Origin of the sequence: Quadrisphaera sp. DSM 44207, assembly GCF_900101335.1 — a bacterium.
GTDB lineage: Bacteria > Actinomycetota > Actinomycetes > Actinomycetales > Quadrisphaeraceae > DSM-44207.
The window spans coordinates 557,897-576,798 of record NZ_FNKA01000001.1; the positions used below are offsets into that span (position 1 = coordinate 557,897).

Annotated in this window: 13 protein-coding genes; 7 read left to right on the forward strand and 6 right to left on the reverse strand. The window is 78.5% G+C overall.

The genetic code is table 11. The annotated features are described in order from the left end of the window. Positions 1-45: 45 nt before the first annotated feature. Positions 46-1,530: a DUF1800 domain-containing protein gene (locus BLS82_RS02610; RefSeq protein WP_176818890.1), complete on the forward strand. Its 1,485-nt coding sequence runs from the start codon at positions 46-48 to the stop codon at positions 1,528-1,530. Continuing rightward, positions 1,527-2,810 (forward strand): DUF1501 domain-containing protein, encoded by a 1,284-nt coding sequence (locus tag BLS82_RS02615; protein WP_092861314.1) that lies wholly within the window; start codon positions 1,527-1,529, stop codon positions 2,808-2,810. Before BLS82_RS02610 ends, BLS82_RS02615 begins: the two co-directional genes overlap by 4 nt. A gap of 12 nt (positions 2,811-2,822) precedes the next feature. On the opposite strand, the gene BLS82_RS02620 is transcribed toward BLS82_RS02615, so the two are convergent. The 3 genes from BLS82_RS02620 to BLS82_RS02630 form a co-directional block, all read right to left on the reverse strand. Beyond that, positions 2,823-5,012, reverse strand: a complete 2,190-nt coding sequence (locus BLS82_RS02620) for a DUF6541 family protein (protein WP_092861316.1) — start codon at positions 5,010-5,012, stop codon at positions 2,823-2,825. 144 nt (positions 5,013-5,156) lie between these two features. Continuing rightward, positions 5,157-7,214 carry a DUF6541 family protein gene (locus tag BLS82_RS02625; protein WP_092861318.1) on the reverse strand — a complete coding sequence of 686 codons (2,058 nt, stop codon included), beginning with the start codon at positions 7,212-7,214 and terminating at the stop codon, positions 5,157-5,159. Between the two features lie 210 nt (positions 7,215-7,424). Beyond that, the gene (locus BLS82_RS02630; RefSeq protein ID WP_092861319.1) at positions 7,425-8,297 is read right to left on the reverse strand and encodes a type IV toxin-antitoxin system AbiEi family antitoxin domain-containing protein; all 873 of its coding nucleotides are present in this window, start codon (positions 8,295-8,297) and stop codon (positions 7,425-7,427) included. 169 nt (positions 8,298-8,466) lie between these two features. Between BLS82_RS02630 and BLS82_RS02635 the strand changes: the two genes are divergently transcribed. The 3 genes from BLS82_RS02635 to BLS82_RS02645 all read left to right on the forward strand — a co-directional run bounded on the left by BLS82_RS02635 (position 8,467) and on the right by BLS82_RS02645 (position 11,263). Further along, positions 8,467-9,183: an SOS response-associated peptidase gene (locus tag BLS82_RS02635; RefSeq protein ID WP_092862644.1), complete on the forward strand. Its 717-nt coding sequence runs from the start codon at positions 8,467-8,469 to the stop codon at positions 9,181-9,183. After that, entirely contained in the window at positions 9,180-10,772 is a 1,593-nt protein-coding gene (locus tag BLS82_RS02640) for a hypothetical protein (protein ID WP_092861321.1), read from the forward strand. Before BLS82_RS02635 ends, BLS82_RS02640 begins: the two co-directional genes overlap by 4 nt. 71 nt (positions 10,773-10,843) lie before the next feature. Then, a complete protein-coding gene (locus BLS82_RS02645; protein ID WP_092861323.1) occupies positions 10,844-11,263 on the forward strand; it encodes a hypothetical protein in 420 nt (139 codons plus the stop codon). A gap of 57 nt (positions 11,264-11,320) precedes the next feature. Here BLS82_RS02645 and BLS82_RS02650 read toward each other — a convergent pair whose 3' ends face one another. The 3 genes from BLS82_RS02650 to BLS82_RS02660 all read right to left on the reverse strand — a co-directional run bounded on the left by BLS82_RS02650 (position 11,321) and on the right by BLS82_RS02660 (position 13,916). Continuing rightward, entirely contained in the window at positions 11,321-11,626 is a 306-nt protein-coding gene (locus tag BLS82_RS02650) for a hypothetical protein (protein WP_092861326.1), read from the reverse strand. Positions 11,627-11,662: 36 nt separating this feature from the next. Further along, the gene (locus BLS82_RS02655) at positions 11,663-12,526 is read right to left on the reverse strand and encodes an ATP-binding protein (protein ID WP_092861328.1); all 864 of its coding nucleotides are present in this window, start codon (positions 12,524-12,526) and stop codon (positions 11,663-11,665) included. Between the two features lie 85 nt (positions 12,527-12,611). Then, positions 12,612-13,916, reverse strand: coding sequence for an endonuclease Q family protein (locus tag BLS82_RS02660; protein WP_092861330.1), 1,305 nt, complete (start codon positions 13,914-13,916; stop codon positions 12,612-12,614). 175 nt (positions 13,917-14,091) lie between these two features. Here BLS82_RS02660 and ggt point away from each other — a divergent pair, with 175 nt between their 5' ends. Together ggt and BLS82_RS02670 are read left to right on the forward strand one after the other, a co-directional pair. Then, on the forward strand, positions 14,092-16,005 hold the full coding sequence (ggt, locus tag BLS82_RS02665) for a gamma-glutamyltransferase (protein WP_143028722.1): 1,914 nt from the start codon (positions 14,092-14,094) through the stop codon (positions 16,003-16,005). Between the two features lie 272 nt (positions 16,006-16,277). Further along, positions 16,278-18,899 carry a SpoIIE family protein phosphatase gene (locus BLS82_RS02670; protein WP_092861332.1) on the forward strand — a complete coding sequence of 874 codons (2,622 nt, stop codon included), beginning with the start codon at positions 16,278-16,280 and terminating at the stop codon, positions 18,897-18,899. Positions 18,900-18,902 lie beyond the last annotated feature (3 nt).

Consider the following 18,902-nt stretch of genomic DNA (forward strand, 5'->3'; position numbering starts at 1 on the left):
TCACCTAGCGTCGATGGCGCCACGCGGAGCGAGGGAGGACCGACCGTGAGCCCGACGCCGGCCCTGCTGGCCCTGCGCGACCGCGTGCGGCGGCACGTGCCCGGTGCGCTGCTGCCCGCACCGCTGTCGCAGGACGACGTCCAGCACCTCGTGCGGCGCCTGACCTGGGGCGCGACGCCGACCCTGGTCGAGGAGGTGCGCCGCGACCCGCAGGCATGGCTCGACGCCCAGCTCGAGCCCGCCGCGATCGACGACGCCGCGTGCGACGCCCTGGTGCGCCGCTTCGGCCGCCTGTCCTGGTCGATCCCGCAGACGCGCGGCGGCGGCTCGTTCGGCAACTACGACTCGATGTGGGAGCTGGGGCAGGCGACCCTGGCGCGGGCCACCTGGAGCCGCCGGCAGCTGCTGGAGGTGGTGTGCGACTTCTGGTCCAACCACCTCAACGTCACCAACCCCGCCTCGGACGTGTGGGACAACCGCCACGACTACGACGCGACGGTGATCCGCCCGCACGCGCTCGGCTCCTTCGACGCCATGCTGCTCGCCTCCGCCCGCCACCCGGCGATGCTGCGCTACCTGGACAACGCCACGAACACCCGCGGCGCGCCCAACGAGAACTACGCCCGCGAGCTGCTGGAGCTGCACACCGTCGGCGTCGACGCCGGCTACGGCGAGGAGGGGGTGCGCGCGGCGGCCCGGGTGCTCACCGGCGCCGCGGTCGACGACGCCACGGGCCTGTACCGCTACGACGAGCGCCGCCACGACCCCGGCGCCGCCGCGGTGATGGGGTGGAGCACCGGGGCGCACAGCGCCGCGGACGGCCAGCGCGTGCAGGCCGACCTGGTGCGCCACCTCGCGCACCACCCGCGCACGGCCGCCACCATCGCGCGCAAGCTGTGCGTGCGGTTCGTCGCCGACGACCCGCCGGCGGCGCTGGTGGAGCGCCTGGCCGCCACCTACCTCGCGCAGGGCACGCGCGTCGTCCCGGTGCTGCGCCAGCTCTTCGCCAGCCCCGAGTTCTGGGCGGCCCGGCGCACCAAGACCCGCCGCCCGCTGGAGGGCTTCGTCGCCGCCGTGCGCGCGATCGGCTCCACCCCCGGCCCGAGCGGCCTCGGCGGCATGGACTACCTGTACTGGCAGGCCCGCGACATCGGGATGGCGCCGCTGGCGTGGGCCCCGCCCAACGGCTACCCCGACGTCGCCGTCGCCTGGCAGTCCGCCGGCGCCACGATGCGCCGCTGGAACAAGACCACCGAGGTCGTCAACGGCTGGTGGCCCGCGGACCTGCGCCGCGGTGACCTGGCCGTGCTGCTGCCCCGCCCGCTGCCCGACACGTTCGGCGAGGTCGTCGACGCCCTGCTCGCCCGCCTGCTGGGGCGCCCGGCCACGGCGCGCGAGCGCTCGGTGCTGCTGGCCTTCTGCGAGCGCTCGGCGGTCACCCCGCTGCGCGCGGACGACGAGTGGATCACCTGGCGCCTGCCCTCCGTCGTCCAGACGGTGCTGCACGCCCCCGGACACATGGAGCGATGACCGTGCCTGCGACCACGCTGCCCTGCACCTGCCCGGACGGCGGCCCGGGCGGCGGCCCCGGCGGCGGCCTGACCCGGCGCACCCTCCTGAAGGCCCTCGGCGGCGCGGCCCTCACGCTCGCGGCCACCGAGGCGGTGCACACCCGCGTCGCCCTGGCCGCACCCGGCTACACCGGCGACGTGCTCGTGGTGCTCTCCCTGCGCGGGGGCTTCGACGGGCTCTCGGCGATCGTGCCCGGCGGCGACCCCGACTACCGCCGCCTGCGGCCCACCATCGGGATCCCGGCGTCCGCGCTGCTGCCCCTGGACTCCACCTTCGGCCTGCACCCGGCGCTGGCGCCGCTGCTGCCGCTGTGGCGCGCCGGCACGCTCGGCGCCGTGCAGGGGGTGGGCCAGCCGGACCCCACCCGCTCCCACTTCAAGGCGATGGAGGAGATGGAGCGGGCCGCGCCCGGCAGCGGCCTGCGCACCGGCTGGCTCGACCGCACCCTGGGCACCCGGGCCCCGGAGACCCCCCTCGCCGCGGTCTCGCTCGGCAGCCCCACCACGCCGGCGTCCCTGGTCGGGCCGTCCCAGGAGCTGACGGTCGGGTCGCTGGACGGCTTCGCGCTCGCCGGGCCCTGGAGCGCCGCGGAGCACGCGCGCTGGACGACGGCGCTGACCGAGCTGCACCGGGAGGGTCCGCCCACCGTGGCCGCCGCGGGCGCCCGGGCGCTGGAGGCGGCGCGCACCATCGCCGGGACGAGCGCCGCGCCCGGGGCGGCCTACCCCGCGGGCGACCTGGGCACCTGCCTGCGCGACGTGGCGCGCCTGGTCAAGGCGGACGTCGGCGTCCAGGTCGCCGCGGTCGACTACGGCGACTGGGACATGCACAACGACCTCGGCCGCCACGACCGCGGGTGGATGCGGGACAAGCTGGCCGAGCTGGCGTCGGCGCTGGCCGCCTTCGCCGCCGACCTCGGCCCCCGCATGAGCGGGGTGACGCTGCTGACGCTGTCGGAGTTCGGCCGCCGCGCGGGCGAGAACGGCTCCGGCGGGCTGGACCACGGCCACGGCAACCTCGTGCTCATGATGGGCGGCGGCGTGGTCGGCGGCCGCGTGCACGGCCGGTGGCCCGGGCTGTCGACCACGGCCCTGGACGACGGCGCGCTCGCCGGCACCACCGACTTCCGCGGCATCGTCGGGGAGGTGCTGCAGAAGCGCTGCGGCGCCGGGTCGCTGGGCGACGTCTTCCCCGGCTTCTCCGGCGGCACGGGCCTGGGCCTCGTGCGCGCCCGCTGACCCGCCGCTGCCCTAGACCGGCTGGCCGGCGCAGGTGGTGAGCCGGTACAGGCGCGCGTCCCCGACCGCCGTCACGGGCGCGAAGGCGCCGGAGTCCGGCGCGGCGCGCACGCCGTCGAACCAGGCGGCCCGCGGCAGCCACTCGAAGTAGCGCTGGCCCGCCACCACCAGGTGCGTGACGCCGAGCTCGCGCACGGCCGCGCACACGCCCGCGTCGGTGCCCACCTCGTGCAGGCGCGCCGCGACGAGGCGCTGCTGGTCGGTCCACGTCCCCGTGAAGTGCGTGAACAGGGGCCGGCGGTCCGCGAGCGCCATCATCAGGGCGCTGCCGTCGTAGGGGTCGTTGGCGACGACCGCGCCGGGCGGGACGGCGTCGCGCATCTGCGCGTACAGGGCGAGCTCCTGCGCGCTGACCAGCGGGCTGACGCTGCTGTCGCCCGAGGCGTACCCGGCGGTCAGCGCCTCGCGGGTGGAGGCCGCCCCGGAGCCGGGCGCCAGCAGCGCCACGACGGCGACCAGGAGGACGACCCCGGGCGAGGCCGCCGCCGAGCGCAGGCCCGGACGCCGTCCGAGCGCGTCCAGCCGCGCGCCCGCCAGCTCCAGCAGCCCTGCCAGGCCGGCGGCGGCCAGGACCACCGCCGGGACGGCGACCAGGGGCGCCAGGCGGTAGGCGTCGTTGTACCAGGGCCCGGTGAGCAGGTGGGTGTCCGTGGTCTGCGCGAGCACGTACAGGCCCGCGGCCGCGGCCCACGCCGCGACCAGCCACCGCTCGCGGCGCGCCCGCAGCAGCAGCACCGCGCCCGCGAGCGCCAGCAGGCTCGCCCACGCGCCGCCCGGGCGGCCCTCCGGCGGAGCGCCCAGCAGCGCCTCCCCCACCGCCTGCGGCACGCTGGCGCGCGCGGGCCACACGTACGCCCCGACCGCCGCCAGGGTGGAGGAGCGCGCGACCAGCACTCCCGCCGCGGCGAGGACGACCAACGCCGCGGCCGCGGCCGCCCACAGCCGGGGCCGGGCGGCCGGGCGCCGCCAGGCGCGCCGCACCGCGCGCGCGAGCACCGCCGCCAGCAGGGGGCCGGCCAGCGCCGCGAGCGCGAACAGGGCGCTGGGGTGCGCCAGCGCGAGGCCGACCAGCCCGCCCCCGGTGACGAGGGCGGCGACGCCCGGGTGCGGGCGCTCCCCGGCCGGTCCGCGCCCGAGCACGGCCAGCAGCGCCGCGAGCACGGCGGGCAGCAGCGCCGTGGCCAGCAGCACCGGGTAGACCACGCCCCAGACCAGCAGCAGCGTGGGGAAGGACGGGAAGGCGGCGGCCAGGACGCCGGCGGCAGCGGCGGCGGCCGGCGCGTCGGGGAGCACCGAGCGGGTGAGCGCGACGACCGACAGCGGCCAGACCACCGCCGAGACCGCGAGCGCGACGACGTTGGTGGCGACCACCACGCCGCTGCCGCTCAGCTGCACCACGAGGGTGACCACGCCGTGCCACGCGGCCGGGTAGGGCGCGGGGGCGTCGGGGCTGGTGAGGCGGGCCAGGTGCAGGCTGGAGGCGTCCCCGGTCTCCAGCGCCAGGTGCACCGCGTTGAGGTGGAAGACGATGTCGTAGGCCTGCGAGACCAGGTCCGGGGACCAGATGCCGCGGCGCACCGCGACCGCGAGCAGCACCGCGCCCGTGCCCGCTCCCAGCAGGCCCGCCAGCAGGGCCGAGCGCTCCCGCCGGGCGGGGGCGGCCGCCCGGCGGGAGTCGCGCCGCAGCGCCGGCGTGCTGCCGGTCGCGGTGACGCTGCCCGTGGTGCTGCTGCTGCCTCGTGCGGCGACGACCGCGGCGAGGCCCGTCGTGATGCCGGTCGTGATGCCGGTGGTGATGCCGGTGGTGATGCCGGTCGTGATGCCCGTGCTCGTGCCCGTCGGCCGCGCGTGCCGCGGCAGCGACGGGCGCGGCGGCGGCGCGGGCCGGGCCACCGCGAGCACGGCCGCGACTGCGGCCGCGACCAGGGCCGTGAGCGCCAGCGGCGCGGTCGCGCTCCAGCGCAGGCCGACCGCGGGGGCGAGGACGGCGCTGACGGCGACCACGGCGACGGACAGCGGGGCGGCGCTGCCGAGGAGCAGCAGGCCGCGCAGGCGCAGCGCCGCGCCGAGCGCCAGCCCGGGCCCCAGCAGGACGGCGAGCGCGACGGCGAACACGCCGAACGCGTCGGTCCACGCCGTCACCGCAGCCGTCCCCGCCCCTTCCGGAAGCCCCGCGTCGCCCGAACGCGGCGCCGTGCACTCCCCGGCGGGGACGCTACCGGCGCCCGGCAGCCGCCGCGGGCTGTCGCGGGGATCCCCCTCGCCGGCCTCCCGGCTGCCGGCGCCTCAGGGCGCGCACGGGGTCCCCGGCACCAGCACCCGGTGCACCGAGGCGCCGCCCTGGCGGTCGACGAGCTCCAGGGAGCGCGCGGCGTCCAGGTCGGCGAAGCCCGGCGCGCGCTCGCGCCACGCCTGCACCGGCGTGGTGCCCGCGTACACCCAGCACACGCGCAGGGCGCGCAGCGCCTCCTGCACGGCGGGGTCGGTGTCGACGTCGTCCAGGCGCTCGAGCAGGACGGCGGCCTCGGGGGTCGGGTCCCCCGCGCTGTGGTGGACGAAGAGGGGCCGCACCCCGGCGAGGGCGTACATCCACGGCGAGCCGTCGACGGGGTCGTTGAGCACGCGGGCGCCCTCGGGCAGCCCGCGCCCGGCGAGGCGCTGCATCACGGCGCGCTCGTCGGGGCCCACGGTGCGGTCGGCGTACCCGGCCGCGAGGCGGACGACGGCCCGCTCCTGCGCCCCGACGGCCAGGGCGACCCAGGCCAGCACGGCGAGGCCGGCGGCCCCGGCCCGGACGGCGCGGCGGCGCCCGGCGGCCCAGGAGGCGACCCGGGAGTCGAGCCGGGAGGCGACGCGCGCCGCGGCGGCGCCCGTCATCACCGCGCCGAGGACGGCGACGAGCGCGACGAGCCGGTGCGGCTCGTTGTAGAAAAGCATCGTCACCGACCGCAGCGGGAGCGCGACGGGCGCGACCGCGACCACCGCCAGCAGCACCGCGACCAGCCACGCCAGCGCGAGCCACGCGGTGGCCCGGTGCGCGGCGGTCAGCACGAGCGCCCCGAGGAGCAGCGCGGCCAGGCCGACCTGCGGGGCCTGCACCGGCACGCCGTAGCCCAGCCCGGGACTGACCTGCAGCACCAGGCCCAGCACCTGCCCGAGCGCGGGCAGCGCGCCGTCCTCGGTGCGGAAGTCGTAGGCGGCCATGGCCTGGAGCGCGGGGAAGCGCTGCCGCGCCCGGTCGAGGGCCGCCAGCACGAACACGGCGACCAGCGCGACCGGCCAGGCGCCCAGGACCGCCTGCCGCCACGGCGGCCGCACCACCCGCCCCGCGCCCCAGGCCCCCGCCAGCAGCGCGACCACGGCCACCCCGGCCGGCTGGACGGCGGCCACCCCGACCAGGGCGAGCACGACGAGCACCCAGCTGCGGGCGTCCCCCAGCCCCGCGCCACCACCGCCGCTGCCACCGCCGCTGGCCCAGCCCTCGCCGCCCAGCAGGCGCCCCTCGAACGCCCGCACGGCGAGCGCACCGGCGAGCAGGGCGGTTGCGAGCGCCACCCCGTACGCCCACGCCGGGCGCCACCAGTGGTCGACGGGGAAGACCGTCGGCAGCACCGAGACCGCGGCGGCGACCGCCGCGCCCGCGCCCCTGCCGCGCGTCGCCGTCCAGGCCAGGGCCGCGGCGGCCAGCGGCAGCACCGCGCCGTACGCCACGAGCAGCAGCGCGTTCAGCACGGGCACCGCGCCGGCCCCCGTCAGGTCCACTCCCACGGCGGCCAGCGCGTGCAGCCCGGTCGGGTAGGCGCTGCCCACCTCGCGCCACCCCGCGCCGAGCAGCTCCGCGGGCGCCCGGGTGGGGTCGCTGCTGCCCGTGGCGGCGACCCAGGTGGTCAGGTTCGCGTGCCAGACGGCGTCCCACAGCTGGTCCACCGCGCCGAGGTCGACGCCGGCGCGCCCGGCGAGCACGGCCACGTACCCCGCCGCCGCCAGCACCCCCGCCGCCGCGACGAGCACCTGCCGGTCCGGGCGGGCGTGCAGGCGGGCGTGCAGGCGGGCGTGCAGGCGGGCGCGCCACGCTGGTGCGGGCACCGGGGAGGCGCGGCGGCGGCGCACCAGCGCGGCGACCACCGCGGGCGCGGCCAGGACGGCGGTGGTGGCGAGCAGGGCGCCCGGGCCCCACGCGGCCCCCAGGCGCGGGACGGCGACCGAGCCGGCCCCCACGACCCCGAGGGTGAGGACGGGACCGAGCACGAGCGCCCACCCGGCCGGCACGCCGTGCGCGCGGGCCAGCAGCGCTCCGGGCGCCCACAGCACGGCGGCGGTGGTGAGCAGGACCAGCGCGCTCACGCCGGCCGCCCCACGGCCGCGACCCTACGCGGCTCCCCCGCGCCCCCCGCCCCTCGCACGCCCCCAGCCGCCCGTCACCCGCTCGCCGAGCGCTGACCTGTGGACCGTCGGCGCGGCGTGTCGCGTCTACGGGTCGACGCTCGACGAGCGCCCCGGCCGATCCGCGGCGTCACAGCGCCCGCTCCACCAGCAGCGGTACCGCGCAGGCGTTCAGGGTGTCCCGCCACGTGCACCGCACCACGGCGTGCCCGAGGGCGACCAGCGTGTTGGTGCGCCACCGGTCCCGGTGGAGGGCCTCGGGAGCGTCGTGGACGGTGCGGCCGTCGGCCTCCAGCAGCAGCAGCCCGGTCCGTCCGCGCCGCCGGGCGCGGAACGGCATGTCGGCGCGCAGGACAGGTGGCCGTGCTCGTCGCGCACCGGGAGCTGCAGCTCGTCCGGCGGCAGGCCCGCGTCCACGCAGCGCAGCCGCGCGCGGCTCTCCAGCGGCGACTCGGCGCGCGCGTCAGCCAGCCCCCAGAGGTCCTGCACGGCGCGGCAGCCCCGTCGACCGGCCGCTCGGTGGGCGGCCTCGGCGAGGCCGCCCACGTCCACGCACCCGGACCGCAGCGCGGAGTCCAGGACGGCGAGGGCGTCCGGACGCGGGAGCCGGGGCACCAGGTCGGCCAGCGTGCGCACCGCGCTGGTGACCGGGATGCCGCCCGCGTCGACGACGTCCTGCGCCGCCAGCTGCAGGCGGTGCACCGCCAGCCGCCTGCTGCCAGCCACCACGGAACCGCCGACGACGACGTCGACGAGCCCCGTGCGGGGCACACCCGCGATGTCGTGCAGCGCGGCGGCGCTGCCCAGGCCGACGACCGCGCCGGGCACGGCCGCCACCGCCGAGCGCGCCCAGGAGCGCTGCAGGAGGTGCCCGGTGCGCGTCGGGTCCACCAGGTGGGTCCCGCGCAGCAGCGGCTCCCAAGCACCGGCGCGGAGGTGGCGCCGCACGAGCGCCCGCGAGGCGCCCGCCGCCGCCACGTCGCGCCACGTCAGCACCGCGTCCTGGCGCGCGGCCCGGGCGAGCAGGTGGTCCAGCACGTGCACCCGCTGGATCCTCGAGCCCTCCGCCCCTGCCGCGCACCCGTCGTCGCGCGGCTGTGGACGACGGGACGCGCGCGCGCCCTGTGGGCGGCCGGTGCCGTCGAGCGAGCCCGTCGGGCAGGGCGCCGGGTCGGCCGTGCGCGCGAGCCGCGCCGCGCCGCAGACTGCTCGCATGTGCGGTCGCTACGCCAGCTCGCGCCGGGACGCCGACCTCGTCGAGGCCTTCGAGGTCGACGACGCGGTCGGCGAGGAGCTGCCCCCCTCCTACAACAAGGCGCCGACCCAGCCGGTGCGCGCCGTCGTGACCCGCCCGCCGCGCGAGGAGGACGGCGGCGCGCCGTCCCGGCAGCTGCGCACGCTGCGCTGGGGGCTCGTGCCGGCGTGGGCGAAGGACCCGAGGATCGGCAACCGCATGATCAACGCCCGCGTCGAGACGATCACGGAGAAGCCGGCGTTCAAGCGGGCCGCGGCCCGGCGCCGCCTCGTCGTCCCGGCCGACGGCTACTACGAGTGGGAGAAGAGGGAGGACGGCGCGAAGGTGCCGCACTTCCTGCACGCCGCCGACGACGGCCTGCTGGCCTTCGGCGGCCTCTACGAGCTGTGGCCCGACCCGACCAAGGCGGAGGACGACCCCGACCGCTGGCTGTGGACCCTGACGATCATCACGACGCGGGCCACGGACGCCGCCGGGCGCATCCACGACCGCTCCCCGCTCGTCGTCCCGGCGGAGATGCTCGACGACTGGCTCGACCCGCAGCTGACCGACCTGGACCTCGTGCGCCAGCTGCTCGACGCCGTCCCGGAGCCGCACCTGGTCACCCACGAGGTCTCTCCCGCGGTCAACAGCGTGCGCAACGACTCCCCCGACCTCCTCGCACCCGTGACGTGACCGGGACCGGGGCGCTGACGGACGCCGCCGCCCGGCACGCGAGGGACGGGCGGGACGGGCGCCACGTGCCGGAGCGGCACGCGCGCCGCACCCGCGGCGGCGCGCTGTGGTGGACGGCGCTGTCGGTCGTCCTGGCGGCTCACGCCGCCCCCGCGGTGCACGACCTGCTCACCGCCCGCCTCTGGTTCGACGAGGCGTACAACCTCACGGTGCCCGTCAACCTCGCGGCGGGCCGGGGCTACGCCAGCGACGGCAACCTCACGACGGCGTTCACGACCGGGGCCCTCGACCCCTTCGACGTGCGGATCTCCACGGGGCCGGTGGTGCTGCTGCCGATCGCGGCGCTGGTGGCCGCGGGCGTCGACCCGGTGCTCGCGGGCCGCGGCGTGGTCGCCGCGCACTACGCCCTCCTGCTCGCCGCCCTGCTCGCCCTCGGCCGCCGCCTGGCGGGGCGGTGGGTGGCGCTCGGCGTCGTCACGGCGCCCCTGCTGCTGCGCACCGCCGACGTCGAGGACCCGGTGCTCAGCCCCGTCGAGGTGGTGGGCGAGGTGCCCGCGGCGGCCTGGACCGTCCTCGCGCTCCTGGCGCTGCACCGGGGCCCGGCGCTCGCCGGCCTCTGCCTCGGGCTGGCGATCCAGTGCAAGCTGGTCGTCCTGCTCGCCGGGCCCGCCTTCCTGCTCGCGGCCGCCTGGGCCGTCAGCGGTCCGCCGCGCGCCCGGCTCGCCGCTGCCGGGCGCCTCTTCGCCGCCGCGGCCGCCCCGACGGTCCTCGTCGAGCTGGTGCAGCTGGCCTCCCTCGGCCCGGGCGGCTACGCGCGCAGGACGCGGGACCTGCTCGCCTTCCTCGGCGAGGACTACGAGCCCGTGCCGGCGTCCGACAAGCTCGACCTGCTCCTCGACGTGTGGTCCCTGCCCCCCGGCGCGGTGGTGGCCGCGCTGCTGCTCCTGCTGGCCGCGCCCGCCGCCGTGCTGCTCTGGCGCGCCCGCCGGCCGGCGCCGGGGTGGGCGGCGTCGCCGGCGCGCCAGGCCGAGCTGCTCGCCGCCGCGCTCACGTCGGCCACCTGGCTGGCGTGGTGGCTGTCGAGCACCACGAACCCGCTGTGGATCCGCCACACCTACCTCGTGCTCGTCGCGCTCGTGCCCGTCCTCGTCGGCTTCGCCCTCGTCGCCCTCCGCGACCTCGCCGGGGCCCCGCAGCGGCCGGTGGCGGGAGCGTCCGGGGTCGTCGGCGTCCTCGCGGCCGGGGTCCTGGTGGTGGCCCCGTTCGCGCACGTCGCCGCGCGGGCCGGCCTGCCCGAGGACGAGCGGGGCGGGCTGGCGGCGCAGCGCGCCGTCGCGGACGCCGTGCGGGCCACCGGCGCCGACCGGCTGCAGGGGTACTGGGGCCCGACCACCGAGATCGCCGTGCTGGCCGGCGTGCGCATGGTCCCCCTCGACGAGCAGCCGGCCGACCCCGCCGTCCCGCGCTACCTCGAGCAGGACCTCAGCACGCCGCAGGGCCGCGAGGCGGCCGGCGCCCAGCGGGCCGCGCTCTGCGGCGAGGTGGTCGTCGACGCGGAGGACGTCCTGCTCTGCTGGCCCCCCGGCTGAGCCGCCCCCGCTGCCGCGTCCCGGAGCTGTCGGGTCCCGGAGCTGTCGGTTCCCGGAGCTACGGTGCCGCCGTGGGCGACCTGATCACGATCGTGGTCGGAGCCGTGGCGGGCGGCGTCTGCGGCTGGGTCGGCGCGCTGCTGTCCTTCCGCCGCGCTCGGCGCGCCCGCAGCGGGGACGACGCGGCGGAGGCGATCCGGGCGGCCATGGGCGCCGCGGCGCGGCTGCGCAGCCTCTACCAGGACGCCGCGATCGCCACCTGGGGCCGCGGGCCCTCCGACCGCGACCTCGCCGCCGCGGAGAACGAGTTCGTCGGCGCCTGCGACCGCTCGGCCGACGAGGAGCTGGCCCGGGCCGCGCGCGCGTACCTGCACGTCGGGCGCGCCTACGCCAGCGGCGACCAGGACACCGGCACGCTGGTCGAGGAGGCCGCCCGCGACGAGCTGGCCGCGCTGATGCGCCGGCTCGTGCGCGAGGCGCAGGCCCCGTGACGGGCGCTGCGCACGGCGCAGGCCGCCTGACGGGTGAGCGCGCCGAGGCGCTGCGCGCTAGACGACGACCTCCGCGGCCGACATCCGCCGCACCGCGCCCGCCCGGCCCCGCCGGGTGGCCGCCTGGGCCACGCGGTCCCAGAACAGGTCGGGGGCGCCGACGAGCACCAGCTCGCGCGCCCCGCGCACCTCGAGCACCTCGCGCACCAGCTCGTCGGCGAAGGACGGCGAGCCGGACACCAGGTCGCGGCAGAAGACGACGGCCGGGCGGCCGCCGAGGTCGTCGCCCACGCGCTGGTCGTGCAGCAGCTGGCGCAGAGCGTCCCGGGTCCCCGCCAGCCGCGGGAGGACGATCTCCGTCATGTCGCTCCGTCCGTTAGCAGTGCGCTCCCCGGGCTGTCAAGGACGCGCAGCGGAAGAGTCTTCCACCCCGCTCGGACGACGGCAAGGAAGGTCCCCCGCGCGGCGCACGAGCCCCTGCAGCAGCGTGCCGGGGAACGGCACCGGCCCGCGCGCGCTGCGCCGCTGCCCGCTCGCCACGCTCAGCGCGGCGTCCCCGGAGACCAGGTGCAGGTGCCCCCCGAGCGACGACAGGTGCTTGACGACGCTCGACAGCCCCGTGCCCCCGGTCTCCTCCGGCGTCTCGCTGACCCCCTCGCGCACGGCCATCTCCAGGGCCTGCGCGGCGTCGAGCGCCCCCCAGCGGCGCAGCGTCTGCAGCACCCCGACGCCGGAGTCGCCGACCGCGAACAGCAGCGAGCGCCCCTGGTCGCGCTTCTGCGCCGCCACGTACCCGTGGCAGCGGCGGGCGTGGCGCGGCACGTTGTCGGCGGCCTCCACGACGCCGTCGTGCAGGGCGGCGGCGGCCACCGGGTCGACGGCCTCGACCGCCCGGTGCACCATCGCGGCCACCTCCTCCGCGCCGCGCGGCCCCTCGAAGCGGCGCAGCTCGACGAGGACGTCGTCGAGCGGGTGCTCGCGCACCACCGGCAGGTCGTGCTCGACGCCCGCGTCGTCGAGCACGCGCCCCAGCCGCATGCGCGCCAGGTAGCGCGCGACGGAGGGGTCCACCGGCGCGCGCAGCACCACGGGGCCCTCGGCCGCGGCCGCGTCGGCCAGCGCGGCGACGGCCACGAGGCCCAGCGGCTCGCAGTGCGCCATCCGGGTCAGGTCGATCAGGGTGCGCTCCGGGCACGCCCGGGGCCTCAGGCAGCTCAGCAGGCCGTCGCTCCCGAGCGGCCCGACGACGACGAGGTCCGGCACGCCCGCTGTGTAACACGCCGCACCGACACAGCAGCCGAGCGTGACAGCGCGGGGCCGGACAGCACGGGCCGGCCGCGGCGCCCCCTCAGGCCGCGCGCTCCTCGGCCCGCACCACGTGCACCGTGCCGAACTCGCCGTCGTAGCCGGGCTCGACGTCCACCTCGCCGGCGCGCACCCGGCGCAGCGCCTCCGCCACCAGCGGGCCGGCGTGCGCGGCGACGGCGTCCAGCGGCGCCTCGACCAGCACCGCCAGCTCGCTGCCGCACGCGGCGAGCAGCCGCTGCCGCACCGCGGCCACCCGCTTGGCGACCGGCCGGACGCCGAGCGCGTCCGCGACGACCTCGTCCAGCGGCACCAGCGAGGCGAAGCCCGGCGCGCCCTGCGGCCGGGAGCCGGCGGGCCGGTCGGCGAGGTCCTCCACCCGCGAGAGCACCCCGACGGTGACCCGCTTGCCGCACACCGGGCACAGCCCGCCGGCGCGCGCCGTCTCGGCCGGCGTCATCCGCACGCCGTGCTCGCGGTGCCCGTCCAGGTGGTACTTGCCCTCCTGCGGGAAGAACTCGACGGTGTCCACCAGCTGCGTCGGCGAGCCGGCCCGCTCGGCGGCGCGGGCCGGGCTGCCGGTGCGCAGCGCCTCGCGGAGGCCGTCGTAGGACAGCTCCCCGCGCAGCCGCGTCGCCTCCCGGGCCAGCGTGCGGGGCCCGTGCGCGTCGGAGCTGGACAGCAGCGCCACGCCGTCCAGGGAGCTGACGCGCCAGCACATCGCCGGGTCGGCCGACAGGCCGGTCTCGGCGGCGAGCACGTGCGGGGTGAGGTCCCCGAAGCACTCCTGCAGGGAGTCGAACCCCGACCTCGACCCCAGGACGCCGAACCACGGGGTCCACACGTGGGCGGGGACCACGAGGGCGGTCGGCTCGACGCCCAGGGCGACCTCGAGCACCGCCCGCGCGCTGAGGGCCAGCGTCGGACGGCCGTCGACGCCGAGGTCCGCGCCGCGCTCGGCCAGCGCCTGCGCGAAGGCCTCGGCGGCCTCCAGGGACGGCAGCATCACGAGCACGTGGACGCGCCGCGAGCGCCCGCCCTGCCGGTAGACGCAGGAGACCTCCACGCTGGGCAGGAACCGCGTCGCGCCGTCCCCGGCGCCGCGGCGGGCGTAGAGGCCCGGCTCGGCGGGCACGAGCTGCTCGCGAAGCTCCTCCCGCCACCGCGGGTGGGTGACGTCGCCGGTGCCCATCAGGCGCACGCCCTTCTCCCGCGCGGTGGCGTCGAGCACCGGCAGCGTGAGGTTGCGGGACGTCGCGTAGGCGTAGCGGGAGTGCACGTGCAGGTCGGCGTACCAGCTGCCGTCCTGCGCGAGGGCCGCCGCGGGCTCCTGGGTCGTCTGGGTCATGACGTCCCGGTTCCCTGCACTCGCTGTCCGTAACAGCGGTGGCGCGTCAAGGTGCCCGGACGAGTCCGCCGGGACCTCGACGCGGCCCGGGCGCGGGCGTAGCGTCGTCCGGGCGACGCGGCGCACCCTCGCCCGCGCGGGGCGGGCGCTGCGGGTGCGCCGGTGGAGGTGCGCGATGACCCGACGCTCCCGCCCGCTCGTGGCCCTGTGCGCCACGTCCCTGGCCGGCGCCCTGGCCGTGGGCTCCGCCGGCCCTGCAGCAGCTGGCGGCACCGCACCGGGCGCCCCCTCGCCCGGCTCCGGCGCCAGCTCCGGCGGCGCCGCTGGCTCCGGCGCCGGCTCCGGCGCCGGCCTGCCCGAGCCGCCGAAGGTGCCGGTGATGACGGGCGGCGGGGGCGCCGTCAGCAGCATCGACCCGTACGCCACCCAGGTGGGCATCGACGTCCTGGAGGCCGGCGGCAACGCCGCGGACGCCGCCGTGGCCACCGCCGCCGCGCTCGGCGTCACCGAGCCGTACTCGGCCGGCATCGGCGGCGGCGGGTTCTTCGTCCACTACGACGCCGGGACCGGCGAGGTGACGACGATCGACGGGCGCGAGAGCGCGCCGGCGACCTTCACCGAGGACGTCTTCACCGGCGAGGGCGGGGAGGCGCTGGACTTCGACGCGGTCGTGAGCTCGGGCCTGTCGGTGGGGGTGCCGGGCACGCCGGCGCTGTGGGAGCGGGCCGTGCGCGAGCACGGCACGAGGCCGCTCGGGGAGCTGCTGCGCCCCGCCGAGCGCCTGGCGCGCCAGGGGTTCGTCGTCGACGAGACCTTCGCCGACCAGACGCGCGACAACGAGGAGCGCTTCCGCCTCTTCCCCGAGACGGTCGAGACCTACCTGCCGGGCGGGCAGGTGCCGGAGGTGGGCAGCACCTTCCGCAACCCCGACCTCGCGCGGGCCTACCGCGCGCTGCGCACGCAGGGCACCGACGCCCTCTACGACGGCCGCCTCGGGCGGGCCGTCGTCGACGCCGCGCGCGAGCCGCTCACCGCCGAGGGCGTCAGCGTCCTGCCGGGGCAGATCACGCGGGAGGACCTGCGCGCCTACGAGGCGCTGGAGAAGGACCCGGTGCGCTCGCAGTACCGCGGCCTCGACGTCTACGGCATGACCGTGCCGGCGTCCGGGGGCATCGCCGTCGCCGAGATCCTCAACCTCCTCGAGGCCTACGACGCGCGCACCGGCACCGCGCTGGGCGAGGTGGAGGAGGTCGACTACCTGCACCGCTTCGCCGAGGCGAGCGCGACGGCCTTCGCCGACCGCAACCGCTGGGTCGGCGACGTCGCGGACGTGCCGGTCGAGGAGCTGGTCTCCCAGGGGTTCGCCGACGAGCGCGCCTGCGCCCTCTTCGACCCGGCGCTCGCGCAGCCGCGGCCGCTGCCGTTCGGCGAGCCGGACGGGAACTACGCCGCGTGCGAGGCCGCCGGGACGACGGCGGCGCCGGTCGAGGACCAGGGCACCACCCACCTGACGGTCGCCGACCGGGAGGGGAACGTCGTCTCCTTCACGCTGACGATCGAGCAGACGGGCGGCTCGGGGATCACGGTGCCCGGCTACGGGTTCCTGCTCAACAACGAGCTGACCGACTTCAGCTTCACGCCCACCACCGAGGGCGTGCCCGACCCGAACCTGCCCGGCCCCGGCAAGCGGCCGCGCTCCTCGATGGCGCCGACGATCGTGCTGGACGACGGGGAGCCGGTGCTCGCCCTCGGCTCCCCCGGCGGCCCGAGGATCATCACGACCGTCGCCCAGGTGATCACCCGGCACGTGGACCGCGGGCTGCCGCTGGGAGAGGCGATCGCCGCGCCGCGCCTGTCCTCGCGCAACGGCTCCACGAGCCAGGCGGAGCCGGCGATCGTCGACGGGCCGCTCGGCGCGGCCCTGACCGCGCGCGGTCACGCGCTCGCGTCCACGGCGCAGATCGGCGCGGCGACCGGGATCCGGCTGCTGCCGGACGGCGGGTTCGAGGCGGCGACGGAGACGACGCGCCGCGGCGGCGGCGCGGCGGCCGTGGTCGACCCCGACGAGGCGGTCGAGCCGGCCGGGTGAGGCGCGCCGCTCAACCGGTGAGGCCGGCGCGGCGCTCCGAGGGGGGCGGGGTGGCTGCTCGGACGCGCCCGCACCCGCCGGGGCGGGTCGGGCTCGGACGCTGCGCCGGTACCCCGCCCGGCCGGGCCGAACCGCGGCACCGCACCCGACGACGGCGTCGTCCGCGTGCTGTCCACATGCTGGACGCCCGGGACGCCGTCGCGCCGGACGCTCCACAATGACCCGCGACGGGGTGGCGCTGCGCGCGCCGGTCCGGCGGGGGGAGGTCCGCGGTGGCGGCGAAGGGGTCCGGGAGGCGACCGCCGCGACCCCGCGGGCGCACCGCGACCGGCGCGGCGGGCGGCGCCCCGGCGCGGCGCCTGAGCGCGGACCGCGAGCGCACCGAGGCCGCGCGGCGCCTGAGCACCCCGGTGGGCGCCCGCGCAGCGCTCGACCGCCTGGCCGCGCTGGCCTCCCGGCTGCTCGGGACGCCGTCCGCGCAGGTCTCCCTGCTCACGGACGCGTACGCGGTCGCCGGCGGCGCCGGGCTCGCGACCGCCACCGTGGGCGACGTCGCGTCGCTGGAGGACGTCCTGTGCAGCGTCGCCGCGGTCTCCGGCGGCCCGCTCCTCGTCCCCGACGCCGCCGCCGACCCCCGGGTGCGGGACCTGCCGCCGGTGACCTCCGGCGTGGTCGCCGCCTACCTCGGGGTGCCGCTGGTGGCCGACGGCGGCCACGTCGTCGGGGTCCTCTGCGTCTTCGACATCTTCGCCCGCACCTGGACCCGCGCGGACGTCGCGGTGCTCGAGCGCCTGGCCGCCACGGCCGTCGCCGAGCTGGAGCTGGCCGCGGCGAGCAGCGAGGAGGACGCGCGGCGCGTCCTGTGGCAGCTGTCCGTGGACGCCGCCGGCATCGGCACCTGGGAGTGGGACCTGCTCACCAGCCGGCTGACCTGGGACGAGCGCACCCTGGAGGTCTTCGGCTACGACCGGGCCTCCTTCCCCGGCACCCTGCAGGCCTTCTACGACCGGGTGCACCCCGAGGACCTGGAGCGGGTGCGGCGGGCGATCGGGGCGTCCGTGGCCGCCGGGGGCACCTTCGAGGCGGACTACCGGGTCGTGCTGCCCGACGGCGGCACCCGCTCCCTCGCCGCCCGCGGGCGGGTGCTCGGCGACGAGGCGGGCGACGCGGTGCGCGTGCTCGGCGCCGTGTTCGAGACCACCGCCGCCCGGGACGGCGAGAGCGGCCTCACGCGGGTGCTGGAGTCGATGGCGGCGTCCTTCTACGCCCTCGACCGCGACTGGCGGTTCACGTACGTCAACGCCCAGGCGGAGCGGCTGCTGGGCCGCCCGCGCGCGCAGCTGCTCGGGAGCAGCATCTGGGAGCTGTTCCCCGCGGGCTCGGAGCTCGAGGCCGGCCACCGCCGCGCGGTCGAGACCGGGCGGTCCGTCACGCTCGAGGCGCACCACCCCGCGCCCCTGGACGGCTGGTACGAGGTGCAGGCGTGGCCGGGCCCGGAGGGGCTGTCCGTGTGCGTCGTCGACGTCGCCGAGCGCCGCGCCGCGCAGGAGCGCGCCGCCCGGGCCGGGGACCGCGCGGCGCTGCTGGCCGCCGTCACCGCCGAGCTCGCGGGCACGCTGGAGGCGGGCGAGGCCGTCGGGCGCCTGGCGCACCTGGTCGTGCCGGCGCTGGCGGACTGGTGCGTCGTCACCCTCGTCGACGACGAGCAGGCCTCGCGGCGCGGGCTGCGCGACGTCGGCTGGTGGCACGCCGTCCCCGGCCAGCGCGCCGCGGTGCAGGAGTACGTCGCGCACCGGCTGGCGGACCTGCACGACGCCTCGCACCTGACCCGCACCGTCGCCACGGGCCGGCCGTACGCCATCGGCTCCTCGGCGCGGGAGGTGCTGGCGGCGCGCCTGCGCCCGGGGCCGACGCGCCGGGCGCTGGAGCAGCTGGACCTGGAGTCGATCGTCGTGCTGCCGCTGCGCGGCCGCGAGCGCACGGTCGGCCTGCTCAGCCTGTGCAACGGGCGCGAGCGCAGCCCCATCACGCCCGAGGAGCTGGAGACGGCCCGCGCCGTCGCCGACCGCGCGGGCGTGGCGCTGGACAACGCGCGGCTGTACCGCCAGCAGCGCGCGATCGCCGAGGGCCTGCAGCGGGCGCTGCTGACCCCGCCACCGCAGCCGGAGGACCTCGAGGTCGCCGTCCGCTACACGCCCGCGGCGGAGTCCGCGCAGGTCGGCGGCGACTGGTACGACGCCTTCTCCCAGCCCGGCGGGTCGACGGTGCTCGTCATCGGCGACGTCCTCGGCCACGACACGCAGGCGGCGGCCGCCATGGGGCAGGTGCGCTCGGTGCTGCGCACCGTGGGCGCGGTCGGGGACGACGGCCCGGCCGACGTGCTGCGCAAGGTCGACCAGGTGATGGAGACGCTGCGCATCGCCACCACGGCCACGGGGGTCGTCGCGCGCGTGCACCCGGCGGACAGCGGGCCCGAGCGCGGCACCCGGCGGCTGTGCTGGTCCAACGCCGGGCACCCCCCGCCGATGGTCGTGCACCCCGACGGCACCGCGACGGCCCTGGACGGGCGCGGCACGGACCTGCTGCTCGGCGTCCTGCCGCGGGCGCCGCGGCACGAGGAGGACGTCGTCCTGCCGGACGGCGCGACCGTGCTGCTCTACACGGACGGCCTGGTGGAGCGGCGCAGCCAGTCGCTGGAGCGGGGCCTGGAGCGGCTGCGGGAGGTCCTGGGCGACCTCGCCGGCCAGGACCTCCCGCTGGAGCAGCTGTGCGACGAACTGCTCGCCCGGATGCTGCCCCCGCAGTCGGAGGACGACGTCGCGCTCGTCGCCGTCCGGCTGCGCCCCCGCGAGCGCCCCCGCGAGCGCCCCCGGGAGCGGCTCGCGGGCCGGTGACGG